Origin of the sequence: Micromonospora sp. WMMD1076 (genome assembly GCF_029581475.1) — a bacterium.
GTDB classification, from domain to species: domain Bacteria; phylum Actinomycetota; class Actinomycetes; order Mycobacteriales; family Micromonosporaceae; genus Micromonospora; species Micromonospora aurantiaca.
This window is the reverse complement of the sequence record NZ_CP120862.1, coordinates 2,609,318-2,634,018: the sequence shown is the minus strand read 5'-3', so window position 1 is coordinate 2,634,018 and position 24,701 is coordinate 2,609,318. Positions and strand designations below refer to the sequence as shown.

23 protein-coding genes and 1 pseudogene are annotated in these 24,701 nt (G+C 74.1%); 10 read left to right on the top strand and 14 right to left on the bottom strand.

Going from position 1 to position 24,701, the window contains the following annotated elements; all coding sequences use genetic code 11:
* Position 1: 1 nt before the first annotated feature.
* The 3 genes from O7622_RS12815 to O7622_RS12805 all read left to right on the top strand — a co-directional run bounded on the left by O7622_RS12815 (position 2) and on the right by O7622_RS12805 (position 3,049).
* A complete protein-coding gene (locus O7622_RS12815; protein WP_282313549.1) occupies positions 2-1,165 on the top strand; it encodes a cytochrome P450 in 1,164 nt (387 codons plus the stop codon).
* Between the two features lie 133 nt (positions 1,166-1,298).
* Positions 1,299-2,231, top strand: a complete 933-nt coding sequence (locus O7622_RS12810) for an ATP-binding cassette domain-containing protein (RefSeq protein ID WP_135239014.1) — start codon at positions 1,299-1,301, stop codon at positions 2,229-2,231.
* On the top strand, positions 2,228-3,049 hold the full coding sequence (locus tag O7622_RS12805) for an ABC transporter permease (protein ID WP_282313548.1): 822 nt from the start codon (positions 2,228-2,230) through the stop codon (positions 3,047-3,049). The genes O7622_RS12810 and O7622_RS12805 overlap by 4 nt, the downstream gene beginning before the upstream one ends.
* A 16-nt stretch (positions 3,050-3,065) precedes the next feature.
* On the opposite strand, the gene O7622_RS12800 is transcribed toward O7622_RS12805, so the two are convergent.
* Genes O7622_RS12800 through O7622_RS12785 form a run of 4 tightly spaced genes read right to left on the bottom strand, consistent with a single transcriptional unit; the run spans position 3,066 to position 7,171 of the window.
* Positions 3,066-3,743, bottom strand: a complete 678-nt coding sequence (locus O7622_RS12800) for a response regulator transcription factor (protein ID WP_282313547.1) — start codon at positions 3,741-3,743, stop codon at positions 3,066-3,068.
* On the bottom strand, positions 3,740-5,260 hold the full coding sequence (locus tag O7622_RS12795) for a histidine kinase (RefSeq protein WP_282313546.1): 1,521 nt from the start codon (positions 5,258-5,260) through the stop codon (positions 3,740-3,742). The genes O7622_RS12800 and O7622_RS12795 overlap by 4 nt, the downstream gene beginning before the upstream one ends.
* 46 nt (positions 5,261-5,306) lie before the next feature.
* Positions 5,307-6,038: a dethiobiotin synthase gene (gene bioD / locus O7622_RS12790; RefSeq protein WP_282313545.1), complete on the bottom strand. Its 732-nt coding sequence runs from the start codon at positions 6,036-6,038 to the stop codon at positions 5,307-5,309.
* Entirely contained in the window at positions 6,035-7,171 is a 1,137-nt protein-coding gene (locus tag O7622_RS12785) for an 8-amino-7-oxononanoate synthase (protein WP_282313544.1), read from the bottom strand. The genes bioD and O7622_RS12785 overlap by 4 nt, the downstream gene beginning before the upstream one ends.
* 160 nt (positions 7,172-7,331) lie before the next feature.
* Here O7622_RS12785 and bioB point away from each other — a divergent pair, with 160 nt between their 5' ends.
* The 3 genes from bioB to O7622_RS12770 are packed head-to-tail and all read left to right on the top strand — an operon-like array spanning position 7,332 to position 9,060.
* Positions 7,332-8,327, top strand: coding sequence for a biotin synthase BioB (gene bioB / locus O7622_RS12780; protein WP_282313543.1), 996 nt, complete (start codon positions 7,332-7,334; stop codon positions 8,325-8,327).
* A 7-nt stretch (positions 8,328-8,334) separates the two neighbouring features.
* The gene (locus O7622_RS12775; RefSeq protein WP_282313542.1) at positions 8,335-8,550 is read left to right on the top strand and encodes a hypothetical protein; all 216 of its coding nucleotides are present in this window, start codon (positions 8,335-8,337) and stop codon (positions 8,548-8,550) included.
* Positions 8,551-8,553: 3 nt separating this feature from the next.
* Positions 8,554-9,060 carry a GNAT family protein gene (locus tag O7622_RS12770; protein ID WP_282313541.1) on the top strand — a complete coding sequence of 169 codons (507 nt, stop codon included), beginning with the start codon at positions 8,554-8,556 and terminating at the stop codon, positions 9,058-9,060.
* Between the two features lie 56 nt (positions 9,061-9,116).
* Here the strand turns inward: O7622_RS12770 and O7622_RS12765 are convergent, their stop codons facing one another.
* On the bottom strand, positions 9,117-10,067 hold the full coding sequence (locus tag O7622_RS12765) for a hypothetical protein (RefSeq protein WP_282313540.1): 951 nt from the start codon (positions 10,065-10,067) through the stop codon (positions 9,117-9,119).
* Positions 10,068-10,187: 120 nt separating this feature from the next.
* Positions 10,188-10,353 (bottom strand): annotated as a pseudogene (locus tag O7622_RS12760) (cellulose binding domain-containing protein); the annotation flags it as partial.
* A 372-nt stretch (positions 10,354-10,725) separates the two neighbouring features.
* Between O7622_RS12760 and O7622_RS12755 the strand changes: the two are divergent.
* Positions 10,726-12,291: an aldehyde dehydrogenase family protein gene (locus tag O7622_RS12755; RefSeq protein WP_282313539.1), complete on the top strand. Its 1,566-nt coding sequence runs from the start codon at positions 10,726-10,728 to the stop codon at positions 12,289-12,291.
* 176 nt (positions 12,292-12,467) lie between these two features.
* Here the strand turns inward: O7622_RS12755 and O7622_RS12750 are convergent, their stop codons facing one another.
* Entirely contained in the window at positions 12,468-13,556 is a 1,089-nt protein-coding gene (locus O7622_RS12750; protein ID WP_282313538.1) for a GNAT family N-acetyltransferase, read from the bottom strand.
* 80 nt (positions 13,557-13,636) lie between these two features.
* The gene (locus tag O7622_RS12745; RefSeq protein ID WP_282313537.1) at positions 13,637-14,341 is read right to left on the bottom strand and encodes an amino acid-binding protein; all 705 of its coding nucleotides are present in this window, start codon (positions 14,339-14,341) and stop codon (positions 13,637-13,639) included.
* Positions 14,342-14,491: 150 nt separating this feature from the next.
* Between O7622_RS12745 and O7622_RS12740 the strand changes: the two genes are divergently transcribed.
* Together O7622_RS12740 and O7622_RS12735 are read left to right on the top strand one after the other, a co-directional pair.
* Positions 14,492-15,565 (top strand): phosphotransferase family protein, encoded by a 1,074-nt coding sequence (locus O7622_RS12740; RefSeq protein WP_282313536.1) that lies wholly within the window; start codon positions 14,492-14,494, stop codon positions 15,563-15,565.
* Positions 15,566-16,777, top strand: a complete 1,212-nt coding sequence (locus O7622_RS12735) for an acyl-CoA dehydrogenase family protein (protein WP_282313535.1) — start codon at positions 15,566-15,568, stop codon at positions 16,775-16,777. It begins immediately after the preceding gene.
* A 22-nt stretch (positions 16,778-16,799) separates the two neighbouring features.
* On the opposite strand, the gene O7622_RS12730 is transcribed toward O7622_RS12735, so the two are convergent.
* The 6 genes from O7622_RS12730 to O7622_RS12705 all read right to left on the bottom strand — a co-directional run bounded on the left by O7622_RS12730 (position 16,800) and on the right by O7622_RS12705 (position 23,592).
* Complete coding sequence (locus O7622_RS12730; protein WP_282313534.1) at positions 16,800-17,846, bottom strand: LacI family DNA-binding transcriptional regulator; 1,047 nt, start codon at positions 17,844-17,846, stop codon at positions 16,800-16,802.
* An 82-nt stretch (positions 17,847-17,928) separates the two neighbouring features.
* A complete protein-coding gene (locus tag O7622_RS12725) occupies positions 17,929-19,362 on the bottom strand; it encodes a GH1 family beta-glucosidase (RefSeq protein WP_282313533.1) in 1,434 nt (477 codons plus the stop codon).
* Entirely contained in the window at positions 19,359-20,159 is an 801-nt protein-coding gene (locus tag O7622_RS12720) for a carbohydrate ABC transporter permease (protein WP_030274682.1), read from the bottom strand. The genes O7622_RS12725 and O7622_RS12720 overlap by 4 nt, the downstream gene beginning before the upstream one ends.
* Before the next feature lie 105 nt (positions 20,160-20,264).
* Positions 20,265-21,245, bottom strand: a complete 981-nt coding sequence (locus tag O7622_RS12715; RefSeq protein ID WP_216932723.1) for a sugar ABC transporter permease — start codon at positions 21,243-21,245, stop codon at positions 20,265-20,267.
* Between the two features lie 119 nt (positions 21,246-21,364).
* The gene (locus O7622_RS12710) at positions 21,365-22,684 is read right to left on the bottom strand and encodes an extracellular solute-binding protein (protein ID WP_013284855.1); all 1,320 of its coding nucleotides are present in this window, start codon (positions 22,682-22,684) and stop codon (positions 21,365-21,367) included.
* A gap of 362 nt (positions 22,685-23,046) precedes the next feature.
* Entirely contained in the window at positions 23,047-23,592 is a 546-nt protein-coding gene (locus tag O7622_RS12705; protein WP_282313532.1) for a plasmid pRiA4b ORF-3 family protein, read from the bottom strand.
* Positions 23,593-23,742: 150 nt separating this feature from the next.
* Here O7622_RS12705 and O7622_RS12700 point away from each other — a divergent pair, with 150 nt between their 5' ends.
* Positions 23,743-24,546 (top strand): pyrimidine reductase family protein, encoded by an 804-nt coding sequence (locus O7622_RS12700; RefSeq protein ID WP_282313531.1) that lies wholly within the window; start codon positions 23,743-23,745, stop codon positions 24,544-24,546.
* The last annotated feature ends 155 nt before the right edge of the window (positions 24,547-24,701 follow it).

Sequence of the window (24,701 nt, the reverse complement as noted above, 5' to 3'; positions counted from 1 at the left end):
CGTGCTGTTCCGGGGCTGGGGGGAGTCCGTCGACGGGCGGTGGCCGGACGCGGCCACCGTTGTCGACCACGTCGGCGTGCCGCACCTGGTGGTGACCCGGCACGCGCTCGTTCGCAGGCTGCTCACCGATCCGGTGACGTTCCGGCCGGACAACGCGCTCGACGCGGTCACCCCGATCCCGGTGGCCGCGCTGCGGGTGCTCGCCGGACACCGGTTCCGGCTGCCGCCGACGCTGGCGAACAATGGCGGCGCGAGCCACCCGGAGATCCGCGGCATCGTGGCCGACGCGCTGCACCCGCACCGGGTGGACGCCCAGCGCCAGTGGCTGACCGGGCTGGTCCGGGAGCGGGTGGCTGGGCTGGCGGCGGCGCTCGACGCGGGCCGTCCGGTCGACCTGTACACGGGTCTCGCCGCCGACCTGCCGCTGCTGGTGCTGGCCCGGCTGGTCGAGCTGCCGGACGCCCCGGTCGGCGCGGTGAAGGGCTTCGCTCGGGCCGCGCTGGAGCTGTTCTGGGCGCCGCTGGACTCCTCCCGGCAGCTCACGCTGGCTGCCGAGGTGGGCCGGTTCCACACCGTGCTGCGGGAGTTCGCCGCCACCGGGGGCGGGCTCGCCGCGCGGCTGCGCGCGGCCGGGCACTCCCCCGACGTGGTCGTCGGGGCGCTGTTCTTCCTGCTGGTCGCCGGTCAGGAGACCACCTCGCAGTTCCTCACCCTGCTGCTGCACCGGCTGTCCGGTGAACCCGCGGTACGGGCCGGACTGCGCGCCGGGGAGGTCGGCGTGGACGACGTGGTCGAGGAGGGGCTGCGGCTGGAGCCGCCGATCGTCACCTGGCGGCGGGTGGCGGCAGTCGACACGATGCTCGGCGAGGTGCCCGTACCGGCGGGCACCAGCGTGGTGGCCTGGCTGGCCCGCGCCGGCCGCGACCCGGCCGTGGTGGACGCGCCGGGCGAGTTCCGCCCCGGTCAGCCCGGCTCGCGGCGGCACCTGGCGTTCGGCGCCGGGCCGCACCGCTGCGTCGGCGCGCAGCTGGCCCGGATGGAGGCCGCAGTGGTGGTCGCCGAGGCCACCGCGCTGCTCGACGACGTGACGGTCGTCCGCCCACCGTGGTGCCCGGACAACCTCACCTTCCGGATGCCCGACGCGTTCGTGGTCAGCCGCGCCTGAGCCCTGCGGGTGTTAACAAGGGGCCCTTCCTCTACCGGAGGCGTTAAGAAGGGGCCCTTCCTTACGAAAGTCAGGGTGGGTGGCTGCCGTTCGACGGCGGTGCGGGGGCATCCCGGCCGAATAGCGTCGCCGCATGATCACACTTCGTGCGTTGACGAAACGGTTCGGCGACGTGACAGCCGTCGACGACCTGACCGTCGAGATCCGCCCCGGCCAGGTCACCGGGTTCCTCGGCCCGAACGGCGCGGGCAAGTCCACCACCATGCGGATGGTGCTCGGCCTGGACCGGCCCACCGCCGGGCAGGCCCTTGTCAACGGCCGGGACTACCGCACGCTGCGGCACCCGCTGCACGAGGTCGGTGCGCTGCTCGACGCCACAGGCGTGCACCCGGCCCGCTCCGGCGTGGCGCACCTGCGGGCGATGGCGCGCAGCAACGGCGTACCGGCCCGGCGGGTGACCGAGGTGCTCGACCTGGTGGGCCTGGACGCCCGCGCCGCCGGCAAACCGGGCCGGGCGCTGTCGCTGGGCATGGGTCAGCGGCTCGGCATCGCTGGCGCGCTGCTCGGTGACCCGCCGGTGCTGCTGCTCGACGAGCCGGTGAACGGGCTCGACCCGGACGGGGTGCGGTGGATCCGCGGGTTCACCCGCCGTCTCGCCGACGAGGGGCGCACCGTCCTCGTCTCCAGCCACCTGATGAGCGAGATGCAGCAGACCGCCGACCGGGTGGTGGTGCTGGGGCGCGGCCGGCTGGTCGCCGACGCGCCGCTGGCCGAGCTGATCGCCGCGCGGCCCGCCGCGTCGGTGCGGGTACGCGGGCCGGAGCCGGCCGCGCTCGCCGCGCTCGGCGACCGGCTCGCCGCCGAGGGCGCGACTGTCACCGCCGACGAGGGCGGGATGTCCGTCGCGGGCAGCACCGCCGGCCGGGTCGGCGACCTGGCGCACGAGATGGGGGTACGCCTGCACGAGCTGACCCCCGTCGCCCCCTCCCTGGAGGAGGCGTTCCTGGAACTGACCGCCGACAGCGTCGAGTACGCCGCCGGCCCGACCGGAGGTGGCACCCGATGACCGCACAGTCCACGCTCGACCCGGCCCGGCGGACCGCCCGGCCCGCCCCGGCCGGACACCCGCTCGCCGGGGCGGTGGCCGCCGAGTGGACGAAGCTCTGGTCGGTCCGCTCCACCTGGTGGACGCTGCTCGCGGCGGTGCTGACCATGGCGGCCACCAGCGCCCAGCTCGCCATCTACGCGCAGAACGCCAACACCGACGACGACCCGGCCAACAACCCGGGCGTGGTCGACGTCGGCGAGATCGTGGCCGGGTCGCTGGAGCTGACCCAGTACGTGGTGCTGGCGCTCGGCCTGTTCGCGATCACCAGCGAGTTCACCACCGGCACGATCCGCACCACGCTGCGGTGCACCCCGTCACGGGGGCGGGTGCTCGCCGCGAAGGCGATGGTGGTGGCCGCTGTGACGTTCGGCGTCGGGCTGCTGCTCGGCACGGTCGGCGCGGTGACGGCCCGGCCGGTGCTGGGCGAGTGGGGCCGCGCCCCGCTGGGCGGGACCGTGGCCGACGTGGTGGCCGCCGCGGCGTACCTGGCGCTGCTCGGCGTGCTGGCCCTCGGCCTGGCGGCGGCGCTGCGCGGCGCGGCGCTGGCCCTGACCGTCCTGTTCGCGCTGCTGATGATCGTGCCGCTGTCGTTGCAGGAGCCGGACATCACGGTGCTCACCCGGATCGCCGACGCGTTCCCCGGGGTGGCCGGCGACCACTTCCTGGCCGGGGACACCGAGCCGTACCCGGCGGTGGCGGGGCTGCTGCTGCTCGCCGCCTGGGCCGCCGCCGCGCTGACGCTGGGCCGGTGGGCGCTGGCACGGCGCGACGCCTGAACGGGGGCGGGGCTGGTCAGCCGGCGGGCGGGACCAGCCCCGCCTCGTACGCAAGGATCGCCGCCTGCACCCGGTTGCGCACGTCCAGCCGGGTGAAGATGCTGGTCAGGTAGCTCTTCACGGTGCCCTCGACCAGGTGCAGCCGGCGGGCGATCTCGGCGTTCGACAGTCCCGCGCCGACCAGCGCCAGCACGTCGCGTTCCCGGTCGGTCAGCCCCGCCAGCCGGTCCCGCGCGTACGGGCCGCGGGCCAGCCGTCCCCCGCTCAGCTCGATCACCCGGCGTGCCACCCGCGGCGACAGGTACGCCCCGCCGTCGGCCACCGCGCGCACCCCGGCCAGCAGTTCGCGCGGGTCACCGGACTTGAGCAGGAACCCGGCGGCACCGTGGCCGAGCGCGCGGGCGATCAGGTCGTCGTCGCCGAACGTGGTGAGCATGACCGCCGCCGTCTCCGGCACCAGCCGGCGGATCTGCGCGGCGGCGCTGAGCCCGTCGCCGCGGGGCATCCGGATGTCCAGCAGCGCCACTCGGGGCCGGTGCGCGCGGACCAGCTCGACCGCGGCCAGGCCGTCGCCCGCCTCGCCGACCACCTCGATGCCGGGGTCGGCGGCCAGGATCGCCCGGACCCCGGCCCGGACCAGTGCCTCGTCGTCGGCGAGTACCACCCGCAGCGGGCGGTCGTGGTCGTCGCTCATGGTGCGATCTGCTCCTTGCTGACCAGCCGCCCGCCGGCGAAGCAGAGCCGCCAGGTCGCCTGGGCGAACGGGAAGTTGCCGTCGGTGTAGAACTCGCAGCCCGGCGCGGCGCCGGTCGCGGGCGGGTCGGCCTGCCGGCGGGGCAGACCGAGCGCGTCGCGCGGCTCACCCAGCCGCAGCCGTTCGTAGCCGGTCCGGTCCAGCACCGCGCCGGCCGTGGCGAGCGGGTAGTAGACGAGCGCCAGCACCAGGGCCAGCCCGGCGGGGGCGCCGATCGCGACGAGCAGGCTGCGCCGCACCCGCCGCCGGGCCTCCCGCAGCCGCCGGGCCGCGTCCCCCGGTTCACCCCGCCGGGGTACGCCGGCACCGGCGAGCGGTCCGGCGTCCGTGAGGCCGGGGTCAACGGGTCGCGGGGCGGCCACCCCGTCCAGCGGGAGCCGCGCGGTGACCGCCCAGCCACCGTCGCGGGGACCGGCGTCCAGGGCACCGCCGGCGAGGCGTACCCGCTCGCGCAGCGCCAGCAACCCGGAGCCGTGCGACGGCGGTCCGGGCAGCGGGCCGGCCGGCGGTGGCGCGTTCACCACCGCGACCGTCGCCGCGTCGGCCCCGCGTGTCACAGCGACGGTGACCGGGGCGCCGGGGGCGTAGCGGGCGGCGTTGGTGAGCGCCTCGCGGACCACCCGGTGCACCGCGTGCGCCGGCAGCGGCGGCAGGTCGGGCGCGTCGGCGCGCAGGTCGACTGTCATCCCGGCGTCGCGCGCGCCGTCGACCACGTCGGCGACCGTCTCCCCCGGCGACCGCAGCGTGCGCTCCTCGCGCAGCACGCCGATCACGTCGTGCAGCCGCTCGGTGGCGGCGGCGACGCTCGCCCGCAGCTCACCGGCCGCCGCCCGGTGCGCCGGGGACAGGTCCGGCGCCAGTTCCAACGCGCCCGCCCGCAACGCGATGAGGCTCAGGTCGTGGCCGAGCGAGTCGTGCATGTCCTGGGCGATACGGGCCCGCTCACGCAGGCGTACCCGCTCGACCTCGGCCCGGCGCTCGGCCTGCGCGTGCCGCAGCCCGGCGTCGGCGAGCGTGCGGTGCTGCCGCCGCAGCCGGCCCAGCAGCCAGGGGAACACCCCGGCGAACAGCAGCACCGAGGAGAGCAGGAACCAGGTGGACGGCTCGGTGCCGAGCAGCCCGAGGTTGAGCACGGAACCGGTGACCGCGATGGCGGCGAAGACGGCGGCGGCCGGTGCGGCCCGCTCGCTGCGTCGTCCGGCCAGGTAGCCGAAGACCGGGATGGCGAACACGACGTTGCCGTCGACGAGCGAACCGGCCACCACCGCGAGCACCGCGACCAGCGGCCACCGGCGGCCGATCCACACCGCCGCGCCGAGCAGCACCAGCGCGGCGGCCAGCGGCGGCAGCTCGTCCGCGCGCCACGGCGGGGTGAGCCGGCCGTACGCGACAGGTGCCGCGAGCACGGCCCAGAGCAGCAGGTCACCGGCCCGGCGCTGTCGTTCGCGGGGTTCCACGGCGGTCACGCTACCCACGCCCGGCCGGGCCGGGCACCGACGAAAGTCAGGTCTCCTCGGCCCAGGCCCGCCAGTCGTCCAGCACGCCGTACAGGGCGGGGGTGAGCCAGCCGGGCGCGGACCGGCGGAACACGCCCGGGTCCATCCCGCCCGCGCCGGCCGGTACCGCGCCGAGCAGGTTCGGCACCAGCTCGGACAGGTTGAGCCAGTGCACCAGTTCCGGTTCGGCCGGCCAGGCGCCGATCACCACACCGGCCGGGACCGCCCGCCGCTCCAGCGCCTCCAGCGTCAGCGCGGTGTGGTTGAGCGTGCCGAGACCGGCCCGCGCCACCACCACCGCCGGCGCGCCGAGCGACACCGCCAGGTCGGCCACCGTCCACGGCTCGCCGGACGGGCGCAGCCCCATCGGTACGAGCAGCCCGCCCGCGCCCTCGACGAGCACCAGATCGTGCTTGTCCGCCTCCTCGCGGACGGCGTCGACCGCCTTGTACAGCTCCAGCGGCGGCAGCTCCGCCACCCGGGCCGCGGCCAGCGGAGCAAGCGGATCGGGGTAGCTGGCGAGCGTCCGGCCGGTCAGCGGGGCGGCCAGCCGGGTCACCGAGTCGACGTCGCCGGGCTCGCCTGTCGCCGTACCCGTCTGGCCGGGCTTGACCACCGCGACCCGCAGGCCGGCCGCCTGCGCGGCGGCGGCGACGGCGGCGGTCACCACCGTCTTTCCGACCTCGGTATCGGTGCCGGTCACCAGCACCGGCCCGGTCCAGGCGTCGCCGAAGCTCATGGCGCACACTCCACGATCACGTCCAGGGCCCGGTCGAAGTCGGCCCGGTCCACCCGGGCGCTGACTGTGAGCCGCAGCCGGGAGCGGCTGTCCGGCGTGGACGGGGGACGGAAGCAGCCGACCGCCACACCCCGGTCCCGGCAGGCGGCGGCCCAGGCCGTCGCCTCCTGCGGGCCGGGCGCGGTCACCGAGATCACGGCGCCGTCCGGGGCGGACACGGACAGCCCGGCCCCGCCGAGCCGGCGCACCGCCGCCGCGACCCGGTCGGCCAGCTCGGCGCGCAGCGCGTCGCCGTCGCGGGCCAGGCGCACCGCGGCGCGGACCCCGGCCACCACCGCGGGCGGCGGCGCGGTGTCGAAGATGAACGTGCGGCCGGTCTCCACCAGGTGGCGGACGAACTCGGCCGGCCCGGCGACCACACCGCCGGCCCCGCCGAGCGCCTTGGACAACGTCGCGGTGACCACCACGTCGGGCGCGCCCGCGAGCCCGGCGGCGGCGACCCCGCCGGCCCCGGCCGGGCCGGTGACGCCGAGCGCGTGCGCGTCGTCGACGAGCAGCAGCGCGCCGTGGCGGCGGGCCACCGCGTGCAGCTCCGCGAGCGGGGCCAGGTCGCCGTCGACGGAGAAGACCGACTCGGTCACCACCACCGCCGGGCGGCCCGGCGCGGCGGCGAGCGCCGCCGCCACAGCGGCCACGTCGGCGTGCGGCGTCACGAGCGTCTCGGCGCCGGAGATCCGGCAGCCGTCGATCAGCGAGGCGTGGTTGTGGGCGTCGGAGACGAGCAGCGTACGCGGCTGCGCCAGCCCCCGGACGGCGGCGAGGTTGGCCAGGTAGCCGGAGGAGAACACCAGCGCCCGGTCGACGCCGAGCCAGCCGGCCAGGTCGTCCTCCAGCGCGTGGTGCGCGTCGGTGGACCCGCGTACCAGACGTGATCCGGTGGCGCCCAGCCCGTACGCGGACAGGGCCGTCGCGGCGGCGGCGGTGACCTCCGGGTGGGTGGCCAGGCCGAGGTAGTCGTTTCCGGCCAGGTCGACCACGGCGTCGTCGGCGGCGCGGGGGCGCAGCGTGCGGGTCAGCCCCGCCCGGGCCCGCAGCTCGGCGCGGCGGTCCAGGGCCGCCAGCCAGTCCGCCACCGTGCCGTCCCCTCCCGCCGACTCCCCGCCCCCGCCGGGCGCTTCCGCGGGGCGAAGTTACCACCCGCGCCGAGGGCCCCGGCGTGGCGCGGTCCCGGCTCGCCGGAGGGCCGGCAGCTGTGGTTTCCCGCGCTTCCGGTGGCCTGTTAGGTTACGAGCCATGCCAGAGATCCTCGACCAGGCCCGGGAGCGGGTGCTGGGCAACGGCGTCGGCCTCGACGAGGCCGGTGTCCTCGCGGTGCTGAACCTTCCCGACGAGCACCTGCCCGCCGCGCTCCAGCTCGCCCACGAGGTCCGGATGCACTGGTGCGGCCCGGAGGTCGAGGTCGAGGGCATCGTCTCGCTGAAGACCGGCGGCTGCCCGGAGGACTGCCACTTCTGCTCGCAGTCCGGCCTGTTCACCTCGCCGGTGCGCTCGGTCTGGCTGGACATCCCGGCGCTGGTCGAGGCCGCGAAGCAGACCGCAGCGACCGGGGCGACCGAGTTCTGCATCGTGGCCGCCGTGCGCGGCCCGGACGCCCGGCTGATGAAGCAGATGCGCGAGGGCGTCGCCGCCATCCGCGCCGCTGTCGACATCCAGGTCGCAGCCTCGCTCGGCATGCTCACCAAGGAGCAGGTCGACGAGCTGGTCGAGATGGGTGTGCACCGCTACAACCACAACCTGGAGACCTGCCGCTCCTACTTCCCGAACGTGGTCACCACGCACTCGTGGGAGGAGCGCTGGGAGACGTTGCGGATGGTCCGCGAGTCCGGCATGGAGGTCTGCTGCGGCGGCATCCTCGGCCTCGGCGAGACGGTCGAGCAGCGGGCCGAGTTCGCCGCCCAGCTCGCCGAGCTGGACCCGCACGAGGTGCCGCTGAACTTCCTCAACCCGCGTCCCGGCACGCCGCTCGGCGATCGCCCGGTGGTGGAGGGCAAGGACGCGCTGCGCGCCATCGCCGCGTTCCGGCTGGCCATGCCGCGCACCATCCTGCGGTACGCGGGCGGCCGCGAACTCACCCTCGGTGACCTCGGCACCCGCGACGGCCTGCTCGGCGGCGTCAACGCGGTGATCGTCGGCAACTACCTGACCACGCTGGGGCGGCCCGCGACGGCCGACCTGAAGCTGCTGGAAGACCTGAAGATGCCGGTGAAGGCGCTCTCGGCGACCCTGTGAGGCAGCGGTGACCGAATCCTCCCCCGCCACGGCGGCCCCCGCCGCGCTCTGGTGCGACAGGTGCGGCGAGTCGGTGGCGGCCGGGCCGCACCCGGCGTGCGAGGCGGCGCGGGCGTGGGAGCCACCGCGCTGGTGCGCGTCCTGCCGTCGGCGGATGAAGGTGCAGGTCGTACCGACCGGCTGGTCGGCGGTCTGCGTCGAGCACGGCGAGCGGCGGGGCTGAGGCGTGCTGCGGGGGCGGGCGGTGACGCTGCGGCCGGTGACCGACGCCGACGTGCCCGCCCTGGCCGCGATCCGGGCCACTCCGGAGGTGCGCCGCTGGTGGCGCGGCGGTGACGACCTGGCCGAGTCGGTCCGGGCCGATCTGGCCGACGACGCGCTGACCGTCTACGCCGTCGAGCACGACGGCAAGCTGGTCGGCGCGATCCAGTGGTACGCCGAGACCGACCCGGACTACCGGCACGCCAGCCTGGACGTGTTCCTCGACCCGGCGGTACGCGGCTCGGGGCTGGGCGGCGACGCGATCCGCACGCTGGTCCGGCACCTGATCGACGAGTACGGCCACCACCGGTTCACGATCGACCCGGCGGCGGCGAACACGGCGGCGATCCGGGCGTACGCGAAGGTGGGGTTCCGTCCGGTGGGCATCATGCGCCGCTACGAGCGCGGCGCGGACGGGCGCTGGCACGACGCGCTGCTGATGGACCTGCTCGCCACCGACCTCCCCGACTGAGAGCGGTGCGGACCTTGGACAGTTGCCGTTCACCACGAACGACAACTGTCCAAGATTCAGCAGGTGGGGCGCCAGCCGGCGGCCAGCAACGCGCGCCGCAGCGTGCCGGCCACCTCGTCGGGGCGGGCCCGGACCAGCCACGCCGGGAAACGCAGGATCCGGTCACCTTCCGTCCAGACCGCGTTCTGCCGGCGCATGTCGTCCGCCCACTGGCGTGCGTCCATGTGGTGAGCGCCGTCGACCTCCGCGTGCAGCCGCCACTCCCGCCAGTAGGCGTCCAGCCAGCGCCTCCTGCCCTCGGCATCGCGGCGAGGGTGTTGCAGATCGGGCCGGGGAAGCCCGTGCCGCTCGCACAGCCGGACGAAGTCCAGCTCCGACAACGCCTCCGCTCCCCCGGCGATGTCGGCGACGGCCTGGCGGATCAGCTGCCGCCGCCGGACCCGCGGCATCAGGGCGAGAACCTGGCCGATCTCCGAAGGCGTGACGCGGCGTTGCTGACAGGCCGCCGCGAGCACCAGTTGCGCCTCCCGGGCGGACGTCGCCCAGCTCGCGGCGTCCACGACGGAGCGTGCCGTCGTCGTGCGAGGTGGGCGGGCCCGTTGGCGGTGTTCCGCCGGCAGCGCGGTCGTACGGTGCACGACCACTCCCGGCATGTCGAGTGGCAGCCCGCCCAGATTGCGTCCGGCCCGGCGGGCCGCCGGCACGAGCACATGCAGCGGATCGGGCCGCAGCCCTCGCACGCCTCCTTCCGCAGCGGCGGTCACGCCGGCGAGAACGGCGCCCGGCCCGGTGGCCAGCACGGCTACCCAGAGCTGCTGGTCCCGGGTGAGCCGACCGTTGCCGGTGAGCAGGAGTCCACGGCACAGAGAACGCCATCGTCCCGATCGGACCAGGCCGCGTACCGCGCCTTCGGCCAGCAATCCGGTCACCTGGGCGGTGGTCACCACCCCGGCCTGTCCGAACGCCAGCCACTCCAGCTCGTCCACATCGCCCAGGAGCCCTCGCATCACCGCAGTCTGACCTCCACCCGGCACCACGCACCGCCCCGCACCGGCAGGCGGTGCGGACCTTGGACAGTTGCCGTGCACCACGAACGACAACTGTCCAAGATCGCGGAGCCGGTCCCGCTACGAGACGGCGCAGGGGGAGCCGTTGAGGGTGAAGGTGGTGGGCTTGGCGGTGCTGCCGGTGTGGGTGCCGTTGAAGCCGAAGCTCGTCGACGCCCCCGGGCGCCAGCATCCCGTTGTAGGAGAGGTTCGACGCGGTCACCGCCGTACCGGTCTGCGTCACGTTCCCAGGTCCCGCCCTCCGGCACCCCGATCTTGAACTGGACCTCCATCCGGTGCTGCGACTGCCCGGCGGGCGCGATGGTGTAGCCGGTGCGGTCGGGGAAGAGCGCGCCGAGCCGGGGCGCCCGGGGCGTACTCACGGGTAACCATCGGGAGCTGGATCACATCATCGACACTGGTCGATATAGAGCGTGTTCGGTCCCAGCTCAGCGGCATCGTCACGGTGCTGAACGCACCCGCGAGGGCGCCGCCGGCGGCGCGGCCGTCCTGGCATACGAGCGTACGGTTGCCCGGCCGCTTCGGCCCGCGGGACAGTACGCCTCACCTGCGGTGCCATCGACGCCGCCGCTCCCCGGACGACACTGAGGAGATCGCGATGGCTCTACGACTCGCCGAGGGCACCTCCTGGTCCGACACCCTCGCCCGGGCGGTGGCCGCCACGCCCGAGGCGTTCGGCACCGGCCCCGACGGCACCACGACGCTGCACCACCTCGTCCAGGGCGGCTGGCACGCGCTCGGCACGCCCACCGCCGTACGTACCCCGGTGGACAACACCGTGCTGGTGAACCTGGCCCGGCTCGACGCCGACACGGCCCGCGCCGCCGTCGCCCACGCCGCCGACGCGCACCGGGAGTGGGCACGAACCCCGCTGGCCGAGCGCGTCGCCCGGGTCACCGGCGCGCTCGACGCGCTCACCGCACACCGCGACCTGCTCGCCCTGCTGCTGGTCTGGGAGATCGGCAAGCCGTGGCGCCTGGCCTGCGCCGACGTGGACCGCGCGCTGGACGGCGTGCGCTGGTACGTGCAGGAGATCGAGCGGATGCTCGCCGACGGGCGGGAGCCGCTGCCCGGCCCGGTCAGCAACATCGCCTCCTGGAACTACCCGATGAGCGTGCTCGTGCACGCCGAGCTGGTGCAGTTGCTCGCCGGCAACGCGGTGATCGCCAAGACGCCGTCGCAGGGCGGCGCGGTCTGCCTCACCGTCGCGCACGCGCTGATGCGCCGCGCCGGGCTGCCCGCCACGCTGCTGTCCGGCAGCGGCGAGGAGCTGTCCGAGGTGCTCGTCCGCGCGCCGGAGATCGGCGCTGTGGCGTTCGTCGGCGGGCGCTCCAACGGCGGCAAGGTCGCCGCCGCGCTGCTCGACTGCGACAAGCGGCACTTCATCGAGCAGGAGGGCCTGAACGCCTGGGGCATCTGGGACTTCTCCCAGTGGGACTCGCTCGCCGCGCACCTGCGCAAGGGCTTCGAGTACGGCAAGCAGCGCTGCACCGCGTACCCCCGGTTCGTGGTCCAGCGCGACCTGGTCGACGAGTTCCTCGACATGTACCTGCCGGTGGTCCGCTCGATCCGATTCGGCCATCCACTCGCGGTGGACGAGACGTGGCGGGCCGGCGACCCGCTGCCCGAGCTGGACTTCGGGCCGCTGATCAGCGCCGCGAAGGCCGACGAGCTGCGGCGCAAGGTCGACGAGGCGGTACGCGGCGGCGCCGTGCCGCTGCACCGCGGCAAGCTGGACGGCGCGCCGTTCCTGGACGGGCAGGACACGTCCGCCTACGTCGCACCGGCCGTGCTGCTGGCCCCGCCCGGCCGGTCCCGCCTCATGCACGCCGAGCCGTTCGGCCCGGTCGACACCATCGTCGTGGTGGACACCACCGACGAGCTGCTGGCCCAGATGAACGCCTCGAACGGCGCGCTCGTCGCGTCGCTCGCCTGCGACGACGAGGAACTCGCCGGCAAGCTGGCGGTGGACCTCCAGGCGTTCAAGGTGGGCATCAACAAGCCGCGCTCCCGGGGCGACCGGGACGAGCCGTTCGGCGGCCGGGGCGCGTCCTGGAAGGGCGCGTTCGTCGGCGGCGACCTGCTCGTGCAGGCGGTCACAGTCGGCGGTGACGGCCGGCTCTACGGCAACTTCCCCGACTACAGCAGCTATCCGGCCACCTGATCGCACCCAGACGGGCGGGGCCCCCGCATCGGGAGCCCCGCCGTGTCACCGTCCCCCGTATCGGAGGTCGGCCCGGGTGGCGCGTGACCGCGCCGGTTGCGGCCGTCCGGGCCGTACCCCTCGGGTGTGCCGCGCCGTTGCGGCGCACCTCCGGGATCCGGCCGGCGGCCGTCAGCTCAACTCGACCGCTGTGCCGGCACCGTCACCTCGGCCCGCGCGGGCTGCTCGGCCGCCGGCCGTGCGGCCAGCGGCAGCGTCGCGGTCAGCACGCCACCGTCGCGTTCCATCGCCACCGGACGGTCCAGCCGGCGCAGCGTCCGCAGCATCGGCGTGTTCTCGGACTGCACGTGCAGCAGCACGGCGGCGTAGCCGGCCCGGTCGGCGTGACCGACCAGGCGACGCAGCAGCGCCGAGCCGAGACTCCGGCGCTGCCAGTCGTCGCGGACCAGCAGCGCCGCCTCGGCCTCGTCGCCCTCGCCGAGCAGGTTCGCCATCGCCACGACCGGCTCCGCCGCCCCGCCGCAGCCCGCGGTGGCGAGCAGTGTCACGCCCCGCGCCGGTTCCAGCAGCCGGCGCAGCCGGGCCGGCGACGGGTCCGCCGCCCCGCTCAGGTAGCGCCGCTGCCGGCTGCGCGCCGAGCAGGCGGCGTGCAGCTCGCGTACGCCGGGGACGTCCTCGGCGGTCGCGGCCCGCACCGACACCTCGCCGCCGTCCGGGAGCACCAGCGTGATCCGGTCGGCGTCCCGCCGGGCCAGCGTCGCGGCCAGCTCGACCAGGGCCTGCGCGCGGGCGTACTCGGCCGGGGTGAAGCTGGGTTCCCGGCGGTGCAGCTCGTGGGCGCCGCCGGCCGGGTCGGCGAGCACCATCGTGGTGCCGCCCACCCCGCCCGGCGCGGCGGCGAACGTCGGACGCCAGGTCACCGAGTCGGCGCCGAGCAGCGTGCGCAGCACCTCGCCGGTCGCCTCCGGGTCGCGGACCAGCCGCCCGGCAAGCCCGAGCAGCCGGGTCGGCTCGTCGGCCAGCCCGCGCGCCCCGCTGCGCGCGATCCAGCAGTCCCGGCCCCGGCCCCGCTCCACGGCGGCCCGCAGCTCCGCCTCGGTCACCGGCTCGGGCGCGTCGACCAGGAAGTCGTCGACCGCGCCGGCCTCAGTGGTGTACACCTGCACACTGAGAATGTTGACCCCGCGCAACGCGAGGCTCGCCGTGAGCACCGACAGGTAGCCCGGCCGGTCGTCCACAGTGGCTCGGATCCGCCAGAGCGCCATGGTTGTCTCCCTTCCTCAGCTCCGACCATGCCGTCCGCCTGTTGCGGGCCCGTTGCCCGGGAGTGACGCGGGCCGTCCGGTCAGGTGACGGTGGTCACGGGCGGCGTGCCGACCAGGTCCAGCCGGTCGCCGAGGATCACCGCGCTGGCGCGGACGAGCTGGGCGAGCCGGTCCACCTCGGTGGAGTGGAACCCGGCGGCGGCGAGCGGCTCGCTGTGGTCGCGGGCGACCACGAGCACCAGCCCGGCCCGGCCGAACGGCGCCACCGCGTAGTGGTGCCCGTCCGGGCCGGTCATGGTGCGCGCCCGCAGCGGGGTCACCTCCGGCAGCCGCGGCGGCACCGGCGCCCGCCAGCTCGCGTGCCCGATCGCGGCGACGCCGGCCTCGCCGCTGCGCGAGGCCCAGTCCAGGGGTACGACGGCGGCCACCGCCCAGTCCGCGGCGAGCAGCCCCGGCACCGCGTCGACGAGCGTGGCCACCCCGTCGACCGGGTTCGCCGCCACCTGGGCGAGCAGTTCGGCGTCCTGCCCGGTGGTGGTGGGCGCGCCGATCGCCCGCCACACGCCGTCCACCCGGACGCCGGGGATCGCGGCCAGCCCGGCGAGCATCCGCTCCACCCGCGCCGCACCCGGCCAGACCACGGTGAAGTCGTCCACCGCCCGGCCGCCGAGCCGTTCCAGCACCACCACCTGCACGATGTCCGCGCCGGATACGCCGAGTGTCCGGGCCACCTGGCCGAGCGTGCCCGGACGGTCCGGCAGGGTCACCCGAACTCTCAGCAGCATGTCTGATCCCCTCCGCTCGGCGGGCCGGCCGAGCGGCCGGCAGGCTGGGGCCCAGCCTGCCGGTTGACCATTTCGCCCCTGTTGCAGGGGCATGTCCCGCCGGGAAAGCCCGACCTTGACAACAAAGCTGAGCTGCCATCAACTAATCGGATGACCGATCCGGCCGCCGATGTCGCCGCGCCCTCGACCGGTCCGGCCCCGCGCGGGCTCGACCTCGACCGGCTCGCCGCCCACCTGGCGGTCCACCGGCCGGACCTGAGCGGACCGTTGTCGGCGCGGCTGATCGCCGGCGGCAAGTCCAACCTCACCTACCTGCTGCGCGCCGGTGACCGCGAGGTGGTGCTGCGCCGCCCGCCGCTCGGGCACGTGCTGGCCACCGCGCACGACATGCCCCGGGAGCACCGGGTGATCTCGGCGCTCGCCCCGACCGGCGTACCGGTGCCGGAGGCGCTGCTGCTCTGCGCCGACGAGAGCGTCGTCGGCGCACCGTTCTACCTGATGGCGAAGGTCGACGGCGAGGTCTACCGGCGGCGGGAGCAGACCGACGCGCTCACCGCGACGCAGCGGCGCGACCTCGCGATGGCGATGATGGACACGCTCGCCACGCTGCACCGGGTCGAGCCGGCCGAGGTGGGGCTGGCCGACTTCGGCCGCCCGGAGGGCTACCTGGCGCGGCAGGTGCGCCGCTGGGCCGGCCAGCTCGACCGGTCCCGCAGCCGGCCGCTGCCCGGCATCGACGAGCTGCGCGACGCGCTGGCCGAAAGCGTGCCCGAGGGCGCGAACGCGGGCCGGATCGTGCACGGCGACTACCGGCTGGACAACCTGCTCGCCACGGTCGACCCGGTGGCGGTGCGGGCGGTGCTCGACTGGGAGATGGCCACGCTCGGCGACCCACTGGCCGACCTCGGGCTGCTGCTGACGTACTGGGACGTGCTGGGCGACAGCGACCACGGCGAGGGCAACCCGGTGGCCGACGGCATCGGCCCGCGCGCCGGTTTCCCCGCCGGCGCCGAACTGATCGAGCGGTACGCCGGGCGCAGCGACGTCGACGTCGGGCCGCTGCACTGGCACGTGGCGCTCGGCTGTTTCAAGCTCGCGGTGATCTGCGAGGGCATCCACTACCGGCACACGCTCGGGCAGACGCTGGGCGAGGGTTTCGACCGGATCGGCGACATGGTGGCGCCGCTCGTGGCGCACGGGCTGCACGCGGTGAGGGAGGGCTAGATGGAGTTCGCGTACGACGACCGGACGGTCGAGCTGCGGCAGCGGCTGGAGGCGTTCCTCACCGAGTGCGTGTACCCGGCCGAGCCGGTGCACCACGAGCAGGTGGCCGCGGCCGGCGACCCGTGGGCCCGCCCGCCGGTGATGGAGGAGCTGAAGGCGCAGGCGCGGGAGCGCGGGCTGTGGAACCTGTTCCTGCCCGACGCCCGCTACGGCGCCGGGCTGACCAACCTCCAGTACGCGCCGCTGGCCGAGCTGACCGGCCGCAGCCCGCACCTGGCCCCGGAGGCGCTCAACTGCGCCGCGCCGGACACCGGCAACATGGAGCTGCTGGCCGAGTTCGGCTCCGAGGAGCAGCGCAAGCAGTGGCTCACGCCGCTGCTGGCCGGTGAGATCCGGTCCGCGTTCTGCATGACCGAGCCGGAGGTGGCGTCCTCGGACGCGACGAACATCGCCACCCGGATCATCCGCGACGGCGACCACTACGTGATCAACGGCCGCAAGTGGTGGTCGTCCGGGGCGATGGACCCGCGCTGCGAGATCCTCGTCGTGATGGGCAAGACCGACCCGGACGCCGACCGACACCGCCAGCAGAGCATGATCCTGGTCCCCCGGGACACCCCCGGCGTGACGGTACGGCGCGGGATGCGGGTCTTCGGCTACAGCGACGCCCCGCACGGCGGGCACGCCGAGATCGACTTTTCAGACGTTCGGGTACCGGTGGACAACCTCGTCGGCGACGAGGGCACCGGGTTCGCCATCGCCCAGGCCCGGCTCGGCCCCGGCCGGATCCACCACTGCATGCGCCTGGTCGGCATGGCCGAACGGGCCCTGGAACTGCTCTGCCGGCGCGTGCTCGACCGGGTCGCGTTCGGCCGCCCGCTCGCCGAGCAGGGCGTGGTACGCGAGTGGATCGCCGAGTCGCGGGTCCGGATCGAGCAGGCCCGCCTGCTGGTGCTCAAGACCGCGTGGCTGATGGACACCGTCGGCAACAAGGGCGCGCACGCCGAGATCCAGGCCATCAAGATCGCCACGCCGCTGATGGCCGAGTGGGTGATCGACAAGGCGATCCAGGCGTACGGCGGGGCCGGGGTCAGCCAGGACACCCCGCTGGCCGAGCTGTGGGCGCAGGCCCGCACGCTGCGCCTGGCCGACGGCCCCGACGAGGTCCACCGCGCGTCGCTGGCCCGCCGCGAGCTGCGCCGCTGGTCCTGACCGCTGCCCCGCCGGGGGCGGGTCAGCCGGAGGCCCGGTGGATCAGCTCGGTGTCCAGCAGCACGTGCGGGGAGGGGACCTCCTCGCCGCGGATGCGGGACACCAGCAGCCGGGCCATCTGCCGGCCCATCTCCTCCACCGGCTGGAACACCGTGGTCAGCGGCGGCTCGGCCTGACGCGCGATCGGGGCGTCGTCGAAGCCGATCACCGCCACGTCCTCGGGCACCCGGCGGCCGGCCTCGCGCAACGCGCGCAGCGCGCCGAACGCCATCAGGTCGGAGGCCACGAACACGGCGTCCAGCTCCGGGCAGACATCGAGCAGCCGGCGCATGGCCGCGGTGCCGCTGCCCTCGCTGAAGTCCCCGTACGCGATCAGGCCCGGGTCGACCCGGCCGCCGGCCGCGCGCACGGCCTCCTGGTAGCCGGAGAGCCGGGCCAGGCCGGCGCCCATGTCCTGCGGGCCGGCGATGGTCGCGACCCGCCGGCGGCCCTGCCGGAACAGGTGCTCCACCGCCTGCCGCGCGCCGCCGACGTTGTCCATGTCGACGAACCACGCCGGCTGCGCGTTCGGGTGCAGCATCCGCGCCGGACGGCCGCCGAGCACTGTCGGCAGGCCGCGCTCCTCCAGCAGCGTGGGCAGCGGATCGGCGTCGTGCAGGGACAGCAGGAGTACGCCGTCCACGTGCTGGTTGGTCAGGTGGTGCTCGACCCGTTCCCGCTCGATCGGCGACTGCACCATGGCCAGCCAGAGCTGCATCGGCGTCTCCAGCAGCCCGGAGCTGACGCCCCGGACGATGGCCGCGAAGAACGGCTCGGTGAAGACCCGCTCCCCCGACTCGGACACCACCAGTGCGACCGAGTCGGTCCGCTGGGTGACCAGCGCACGGGCGGCGCGGTTCGGCACGTACCCCAGTTCGGCGATGGCCTGCTGGACGGCGGCCCGGGCCTCCGGGCTGACCTGCGGCGAGCCGTTGACCACGCGGGAGACCGTGCCGCGCCCGACGCCGGCGCGGGCCGCGACCGCGTCGAGGGTCGGACGCCCGAGCGAGCGGGTGCGCTGCGTTGTCATCGTTGTGCTCCTCCGACGGTCGGGCGGACCCGGCACCGATTGAGGCGTCGGCGCCGGGCCGCCCGTTACTGGCTGGCCCAGCTTATTGTGCGGGCAGTCCGTTGCGTCGGATCACGTCGGCGTACCACCTGGCGCTGGACTTCGCGATCCGGGCCTGGCTGTCGTAGTCGACATAGACCATGCCGAACCGCTTCGTGTAGCCCCAGGCCCACTCGAAGTTGTCCAGGAGCGACCAGGCGAAGTAGCCCTTGAGCGGCACGCCGGCCTCGATCGCGGCGTGCGCCGCGCGCAGGTGCGCGGCGAAGTAGGCCAGCCGGTCCGGGTCGTCCACCCGGCCGTCGACCAGCTCGTCGACGAACGCCGAGCCGTTCTCGGTGACGTAGAGCGGCAGGTCGGTGTACTCCCGGTGGACCCGCTCCAGCGTCTCCACCAGGCCCGGGGCGTCGATCTCCCAGTCCATGTCCGTCACCGGGACGCCCCGGGTGACGAACCGGACGTCCTCGCTGCCCGGCCAGCAGGACGGCGCCCGCCAGTAGGGCTCCGGCTCCGCGCCCTCGACCGGCGCGGCCACCACGTGCCGGCTGTAGTAGTTGACGCCGACCATGTCCAGCGGCGTGGAGATGGTCGGCAGGTCACCGTCGCGCACGTGCCCCATGTCGGTGACCTGGCGCAGGTCCGCGACGAGGTCCGCCGGGTACGCCCCGCGCAGCACCGGGTCGAGGAAGAACCGGTTCGCCAGCGCGTCGATCCGCCGGGCCGCGTCGGCGTCCGCCGCCGACCCGCTCGCCGGGGTCACCGGGTACAGGTTGACGGTGATGCCGAGCTGCGCCTCCGGGCGGGCCGCCCGGACCGCCTGCACGGCCAGGCCGTGACCGAGCATCAGGTGGTGCCCGGCCCGGACCGCGTCCGCGCCGTCCCTGCGACCCGGCGCGTGCACGCCGGAGCCGTAGCCGAGGAACGCCGAGCACCACGGCTCGTTCAGCGTGGTGAAGTACGTCACCCGGTCACCCAGCGCCTCGGCGACCAGGTGGGCGTACTCGGCGAAGCGGGCGGCGGTGTCCCGGGCCGGCCAGCCGCCCGCGTCCTCCAGCGGCTGCGGCATGTCCCAGTGGTAGAGCGTGAGCCACGGCTCGATGCCGTGGCCGAGCAGCTCGTCGACCAGCCGGCGGTAGAAGTCCATGCCCTCCTGGTTGACGCCGCCGGCGCCGCCCGGCTGCACCCGCGGCCAGCTCACCGAGAAGCGGTACGACCGCAGGCCCAGGTCGGCCATCAGCCGCACGTCGTCCGGCATCCGGTGGTAGTGGTCGCACGCCACGTCGCCGGTGTGCCCGGCCACCGTCCGGCCCTCGGTGTGGCTGAAGGTGTCCCAGATCGACGGGGCACGGCCGCCCTCCGTCGCCGCGCCCTCGATCTGGTACGCGGCGGTGGCCGCCCCCCAGAGGAAGTCGGACGGGAAGGTGAGGGCCGGGCCGGCGTCGAGGACGCCGACGGCGGGCGGGCTTGCTGGGTTGCTCACGACTTGACGGCGCCTTCCATGATGCCGCCGATGATCTGGCGGCCGAACAGAACGAACACGACGAACAGGGGCAGGGTCGCGATCAACGTACCGGCGAAGATCTGCGAGTTGTCGGCGAAGTAGGCGGTGTTGAGGCTGCGCAGCGAGATCTGGACGGTCGGGTTCGACGGGTCCGCCAGCACCACGAACGGCCAGAAGAACTGGTTCCACTGCTCCATGAAGGTCAGCAGGCCCAGCACCGCGGCGGCCGGACGCAGCGCGGGCGCCACCACGTGCCAGTACACCCGCCAGGTGGAGCAGCCGTCCACCCGGGCGGCCTCGATCAACTCGTTCGGTACCGCCTGCTCGGCGTACTGGCGCATCATGAAGATGCCGAAGCCGCCGATCAGGAACGGGACGGTCACCGACGGCATGGTGTTCAGCCAGTCGAGCTTGGCCATCAGGATGTAGAGCGGCAGCACGCCGAGCTGGATCGGCACCATCATCGAGGTGAGGATGATCAGCAGCAGCGCGTTCTTGCCTCGGAAGCGGAGCTTGGCGAACGCGAAGCCGGCCAGCGAGCCGAAGAACACGGTCGCGACGGTGATCGTCCCGGAGACCAGGAACGAGTTCATCAGGCCCTTGACGATGTTGGCGTCGCTGTTGGCGAGCACCCGCTCGATGTTCTCGCCGAGCTTGCCGCCGGGCAGGAACGGCGGCGGCCAGGAGTTGGCCGCGTCGTTCGTCCGGCTGGCGATCACGATCATCCAGTAGAACGGGAACAGGGAGAGCAGCACGCCGAAGATCAGGCCGATCATGGTGAGCGGGCTGGCCTTCCAGAGCCGCTCGGCCCGGTGGGCGGTCTTGACCGGCGGGATCTGCCGGGTGGGCGGGCGGACCGCGGTGGTCGTCATCTCGTCACCTCACTTGTCGGAGCTGATGCGGCGGGCGAGCAGGTAGTTGATCGCCGACATCAACGCGATGAGCACGAAGAGCACGAGCGCGACCGCTCCGGCGTAGCCCCACCGGAAGCGCTGGTTCATCACGTCGAGCAGGTACATCGTGATGGTCTGGAACTGCCCCTCCGAGCCGCCGGAGAGACCGCCGGAGCCGCTGGTGAACAGCAGGGGCTCGGTGAACAGCTGGAGGCCGCCGATGGTGGAGATGATCAGCGTGAAGATGATCGTGGGGCGCAGTTGCGGGACCGTGATGGACCAGAACTGGCGCCGCCGGGAGGCGCCGTCCAGCGCCGCGGCCTCGTACATGTCCTTGCTGATCGACTGCATGGCGGCCAGGTAGATCAGCGCGTTGTAGCCGACCCAGCGCCAGTCGACCATGGTGGAGATGGCGAACCAGGAGGCGAAGCGGTTCGCCCGCCAGTCGATCGGGTCCAGGCCGACGCTGTCGAGCAGCCAGTTGACCAGGCCGAAGTCCTTGGCGTAGATCATCGAGAAGATCAGCGCGACCACAGCGGTCGAGGTGATGATCGGCATCGCGATGGCCATCCGGAAGAACGTCTGCGCGCGCAGCTTCCGGTTCAGCGCGTTGGCGAGCATCAGCGCCAGCAGCAACTGAGGCACTGTGGAGAGCAGGAACATGCCGAACGTGTTGACCACCGCGTTCCAGAACTGCGGGTCCTCGGTGATCAGTTCGACGAAGTTGTCCATCCCGACGAAGGAGATCGTCGAGTTCAGCGGCGACCGGTCGGTCAGCGCGATCCAGACCGTGTACGCGATCGGGTACACGCCGAACACGGCGAAGATCACGAAGAACGGCAGGACGTACAGGTACGGCGAGTACTTCAGGTCCAGGCGCGTCAGTGAGGCGGCACGGCGGCGCGTGTGACGGGCGGCGCGCGGCGGGCCGGGTTCGGGCGGCGCCGCGGCGTGCAGGTCGAGGCTCATGGGGAGTCCTTCTCCTCGGCCGGCGTCACCCGCCACACGGGTGACACCGGACTCTGCGGGCACCGCGGGTGGCGCCGGCAGCCGGGGCTGTCGACGCCACCCGCGGGCGGCTCAACCGGTCACTTACCGGCGGCCGCACCGTTCTTCAGGGCCGCCTGCCACTGCTCGTCGGCCGACTTGCCCTGCTCCACGGCGCGCAGCGTGTTCTCCACGGCGGTGCGGACCGCGTTGTTCTTCGGGCCGAGGTAGACCGGCTTCAGGTCGGTGGCGCCGGCGGCGAAGATCTTGCCGACCGGGGCCTTGCTGAAGTAGTCGTTGGTCGAGTCGGCCACCGCCGGGTCGGTGAGGGCCTGCGGGTTCGAGGGCAGGTTGCCGACCGCCTTGTACGCGCCGATCTGGCCCTTGGCGCTGGTCAGGAACTTGGCCAGCTCCGCGGCCTCCTTCTGGTGCTTGCTCGACTTCGGCACGCCGAGGAAGGAGCCGCCCCAGTTGCCACCGGCGCCCGGCGCCTTGGCGATGTCCCACTTGCCGGCCGCCGCGTCACCGGCCTGGCCCTTGATGACACCGGTCATCCAGGCGGGGCAGGCGATGGTGGCGAAGGTGCCGTTCTTGAAGCCGGCGTTCCACTCGTTGGAGAACGACTGGAGGTTGTTGGACAGCCCGGCGGCGATCATCTTGGTGGTGAGCTGGTACGCGGCCTGCACGTCCGGGTTCTGGTCGATGACCAGCTTGTTGCTCTTGTCGTAGTAGGTGTAGCCGGTGCCCTGGCCCGCGATCTGCATCAGCACGACGTTGTAGAAGTTGGTCGCCGAGTCGACGAACTTGTGCTTCTTGTCGGCGGCGGCGAACTTCTGGCCGGTGGCGATGAACTCGTCCCAGGTCGGCCAGAGCGCGCCGACCTGCTCGCGGTCGGTGGGCAGCCCGGCGGCCTTGAACAGGTCGCTGCGGTAGCACAGCGCCATCGAGCCGACGTCGGTGCCGAGGCCCAGCACCTTGCCGTCGGGGGTGGTGCCCTGCTCCCACTTCCACGGCAGGAAGTTGCCCTTGAGGTCGTTCGCGCCGTGGTCGGCGAGGTTCACGAACTTGTCGGCCTGGGCGTAGAACTGGACGATGGTGCCCTCCTCCAGGGCCACCACGTCGCCGGCGCCCGAGCCCGCGGTGATCTGCTGGGTGAGGCGGGTGTTGTAGTCACCGAGGCCGAGGCCCTTGCCCCGCTCCTGGATCTTGACGTTCGGGTGCTCCGCTTCGTACTGCTTGTACAGCTCTTCGTAGCCGAAGCCCTGGTCGCCGAAGACGTCGACGACCAGGGTGACCGGGCCGCCGCCGCTGCCACTGTCGCCGCTGTCCGAGTCGTCGCCGCAGGCGGCGGTGGTGCCGAGCACGACGACGGACGCGAGCGCGATGGCCGCGAAGCGCCGACGACGGATTGGGACGCTCATCCGAGACCCCTCTTTCGGTGGTGAGGCGATATCTGCTGTGTGGTGGGGGGTGCGTCGCGCGGGCCGGAGCGGGCAGGAACGAGATCCGCACCACTCCCGGGAGCGCTCCCATGAGGTTGCCGGGACGTGACAGGGGTGTCAATAGACCGTTGGGAGCGTTCCCATTTCGTTACCGCGTCGGCGCGCGGCCCCTGCGCGGGGACCGCACGGTCAGCGGTGCGGAGGTGGCGCGACCCGCCGCGCGGTCGGTGGCGCGGAGGGTGGTGCGGCCAGGCGGTGCAGTGGTCGCGCGGCCGGCGGTGCGGTGGGAGCGGGGCCGGCGGGGCTCGGCGGTGGGGGCGCGGCCGGCGCGAGGGCTCAGGTCAGCAGCAGCGGCGCAGCAGGACGGTGGCGCGGTCCGGGTCGAACGCGGCCGGATCGAACGCCGGACCGGCCCACTCGCGCATGGTCCGGTGCTCCGGATGCGCCGGGTCGGCGAGCGCGGCCAGCAGGACCGCGTACCCGGCCGGGCCGCCCACGTCCTCCGGCGGGCAGGCCCGCTCCCCGTCCAGGCACAGCGGGTAGCGCTCGTCCGGGTCGGCGGCGCAGCAGTCCTCCACCACCAGGTCGTGCTCCCACCAGTCACCGAAGTCGTACGTGTAGCGGAACCGGTCGCCCTTGCCCACGAGCGCGTCCAGCCGGACGTCCAGCTCGTCGCGCAGCGCCAGTTCGCCGTCCGGGTCGGGCTCGCCGTACTGCCGGCCGTCCACGTCGAACGAGTGCAGGTGGCAGTCGCGCCAGCCCATCGAATGCTGGATCACCCGGTGCAGCCGGTCCAGCGTGTAGCCGCCGGGCACCAGCACCCGCCGCCACACCGGCGGCCGGACGCCGGCCAGCGACACCATGAGCTGGAAGATCTGACGCGACACGACGTCCCATCCTTCCTGGGCATAGGCTGCCTGCATGATCTGCCGAGCCTGCCGGGAACGGCGGCACGACGACTGTCCTGGCCGGAAGTGGTGCGACTGCCAGCACCGTACCCCCGAACCCACCCCTCCGGTCACCGGTCCGGCCGGCGAATGACCGTCGGAACCCCGATCGAACGGATCTGGCCCGCACCCGTCACCGGTGCGCTCACCGATCCGCAGCTCACCGCGCTCTACGGCCGAACCGCCGGCCCGCACCTGCGGGTCAACTTCGTCGCCAGCGCCGACGGCGCGGTCACTCTGGACGGATACTCGGCCGGGCTCTCCGGTGAGCCGGACAAGCGGGTCTTCGGGCTGCTGCGGATGCTGTGCGACGGTCTCGTGGTGGCCGCCGGCACGCTGCGCCACGAGGGTTACCGGGCGGTCCGGCTGAGCCCGGAGCGCCGGGCCTGGCGCCGCGAGCAGGGGCTGGCCGAGTTCCCCACACTGGTGGTCGTCTCCGGTTCGCTCGACCTCGACCCGGCGCAGGCCGCGTTCGCCGACGCCCCGGTCCGGCCGATCGTGCTCACCCACGCCGACGCCGTACCGCCGCCCGGACTCACCGACGTAGCCGACGTGGTCCGCTGCGGCACCGACCACGCCGACGCGCCCGGGCGGGTCGATCTCGCCGCCGGGCTGGCCGAGCTGCGCCGGCGCGGGCTGGACCAACTGCTCTGCGAGGGCGGCCCGCACCTGTTCGGCGCGCTCACCGCCGCCGACCTGGTCGACGAGTTGTGCCTGACCGTGGCACCGCTGCTCGCCGGCGCCGGCCCGGGCCGGATCACCGCCGGGGACGCCAGCGTCCCGCGTCACCTGCCGCTGCGCCACGTGCTGGCCGCCGCCGACGGCGTGCTGATGCTGCGCTACGCCCGCGACCTCGCCGAGACCCCGCCCGCCCGCTCCGCCCCCGCCGCCTGACCCGCACGCGCCACGCGGCCACGCGGCCACGCGGCCACGCGGCCACGCGGCCACGCGGCCACGCGAGATCTTGGTAGCAAACGGCCCCTATAAGGTCCCTTTCGTACCAAGATCTCCGCAGCGTCCTGACATGCGGGACACGACTCCCGCTGCCC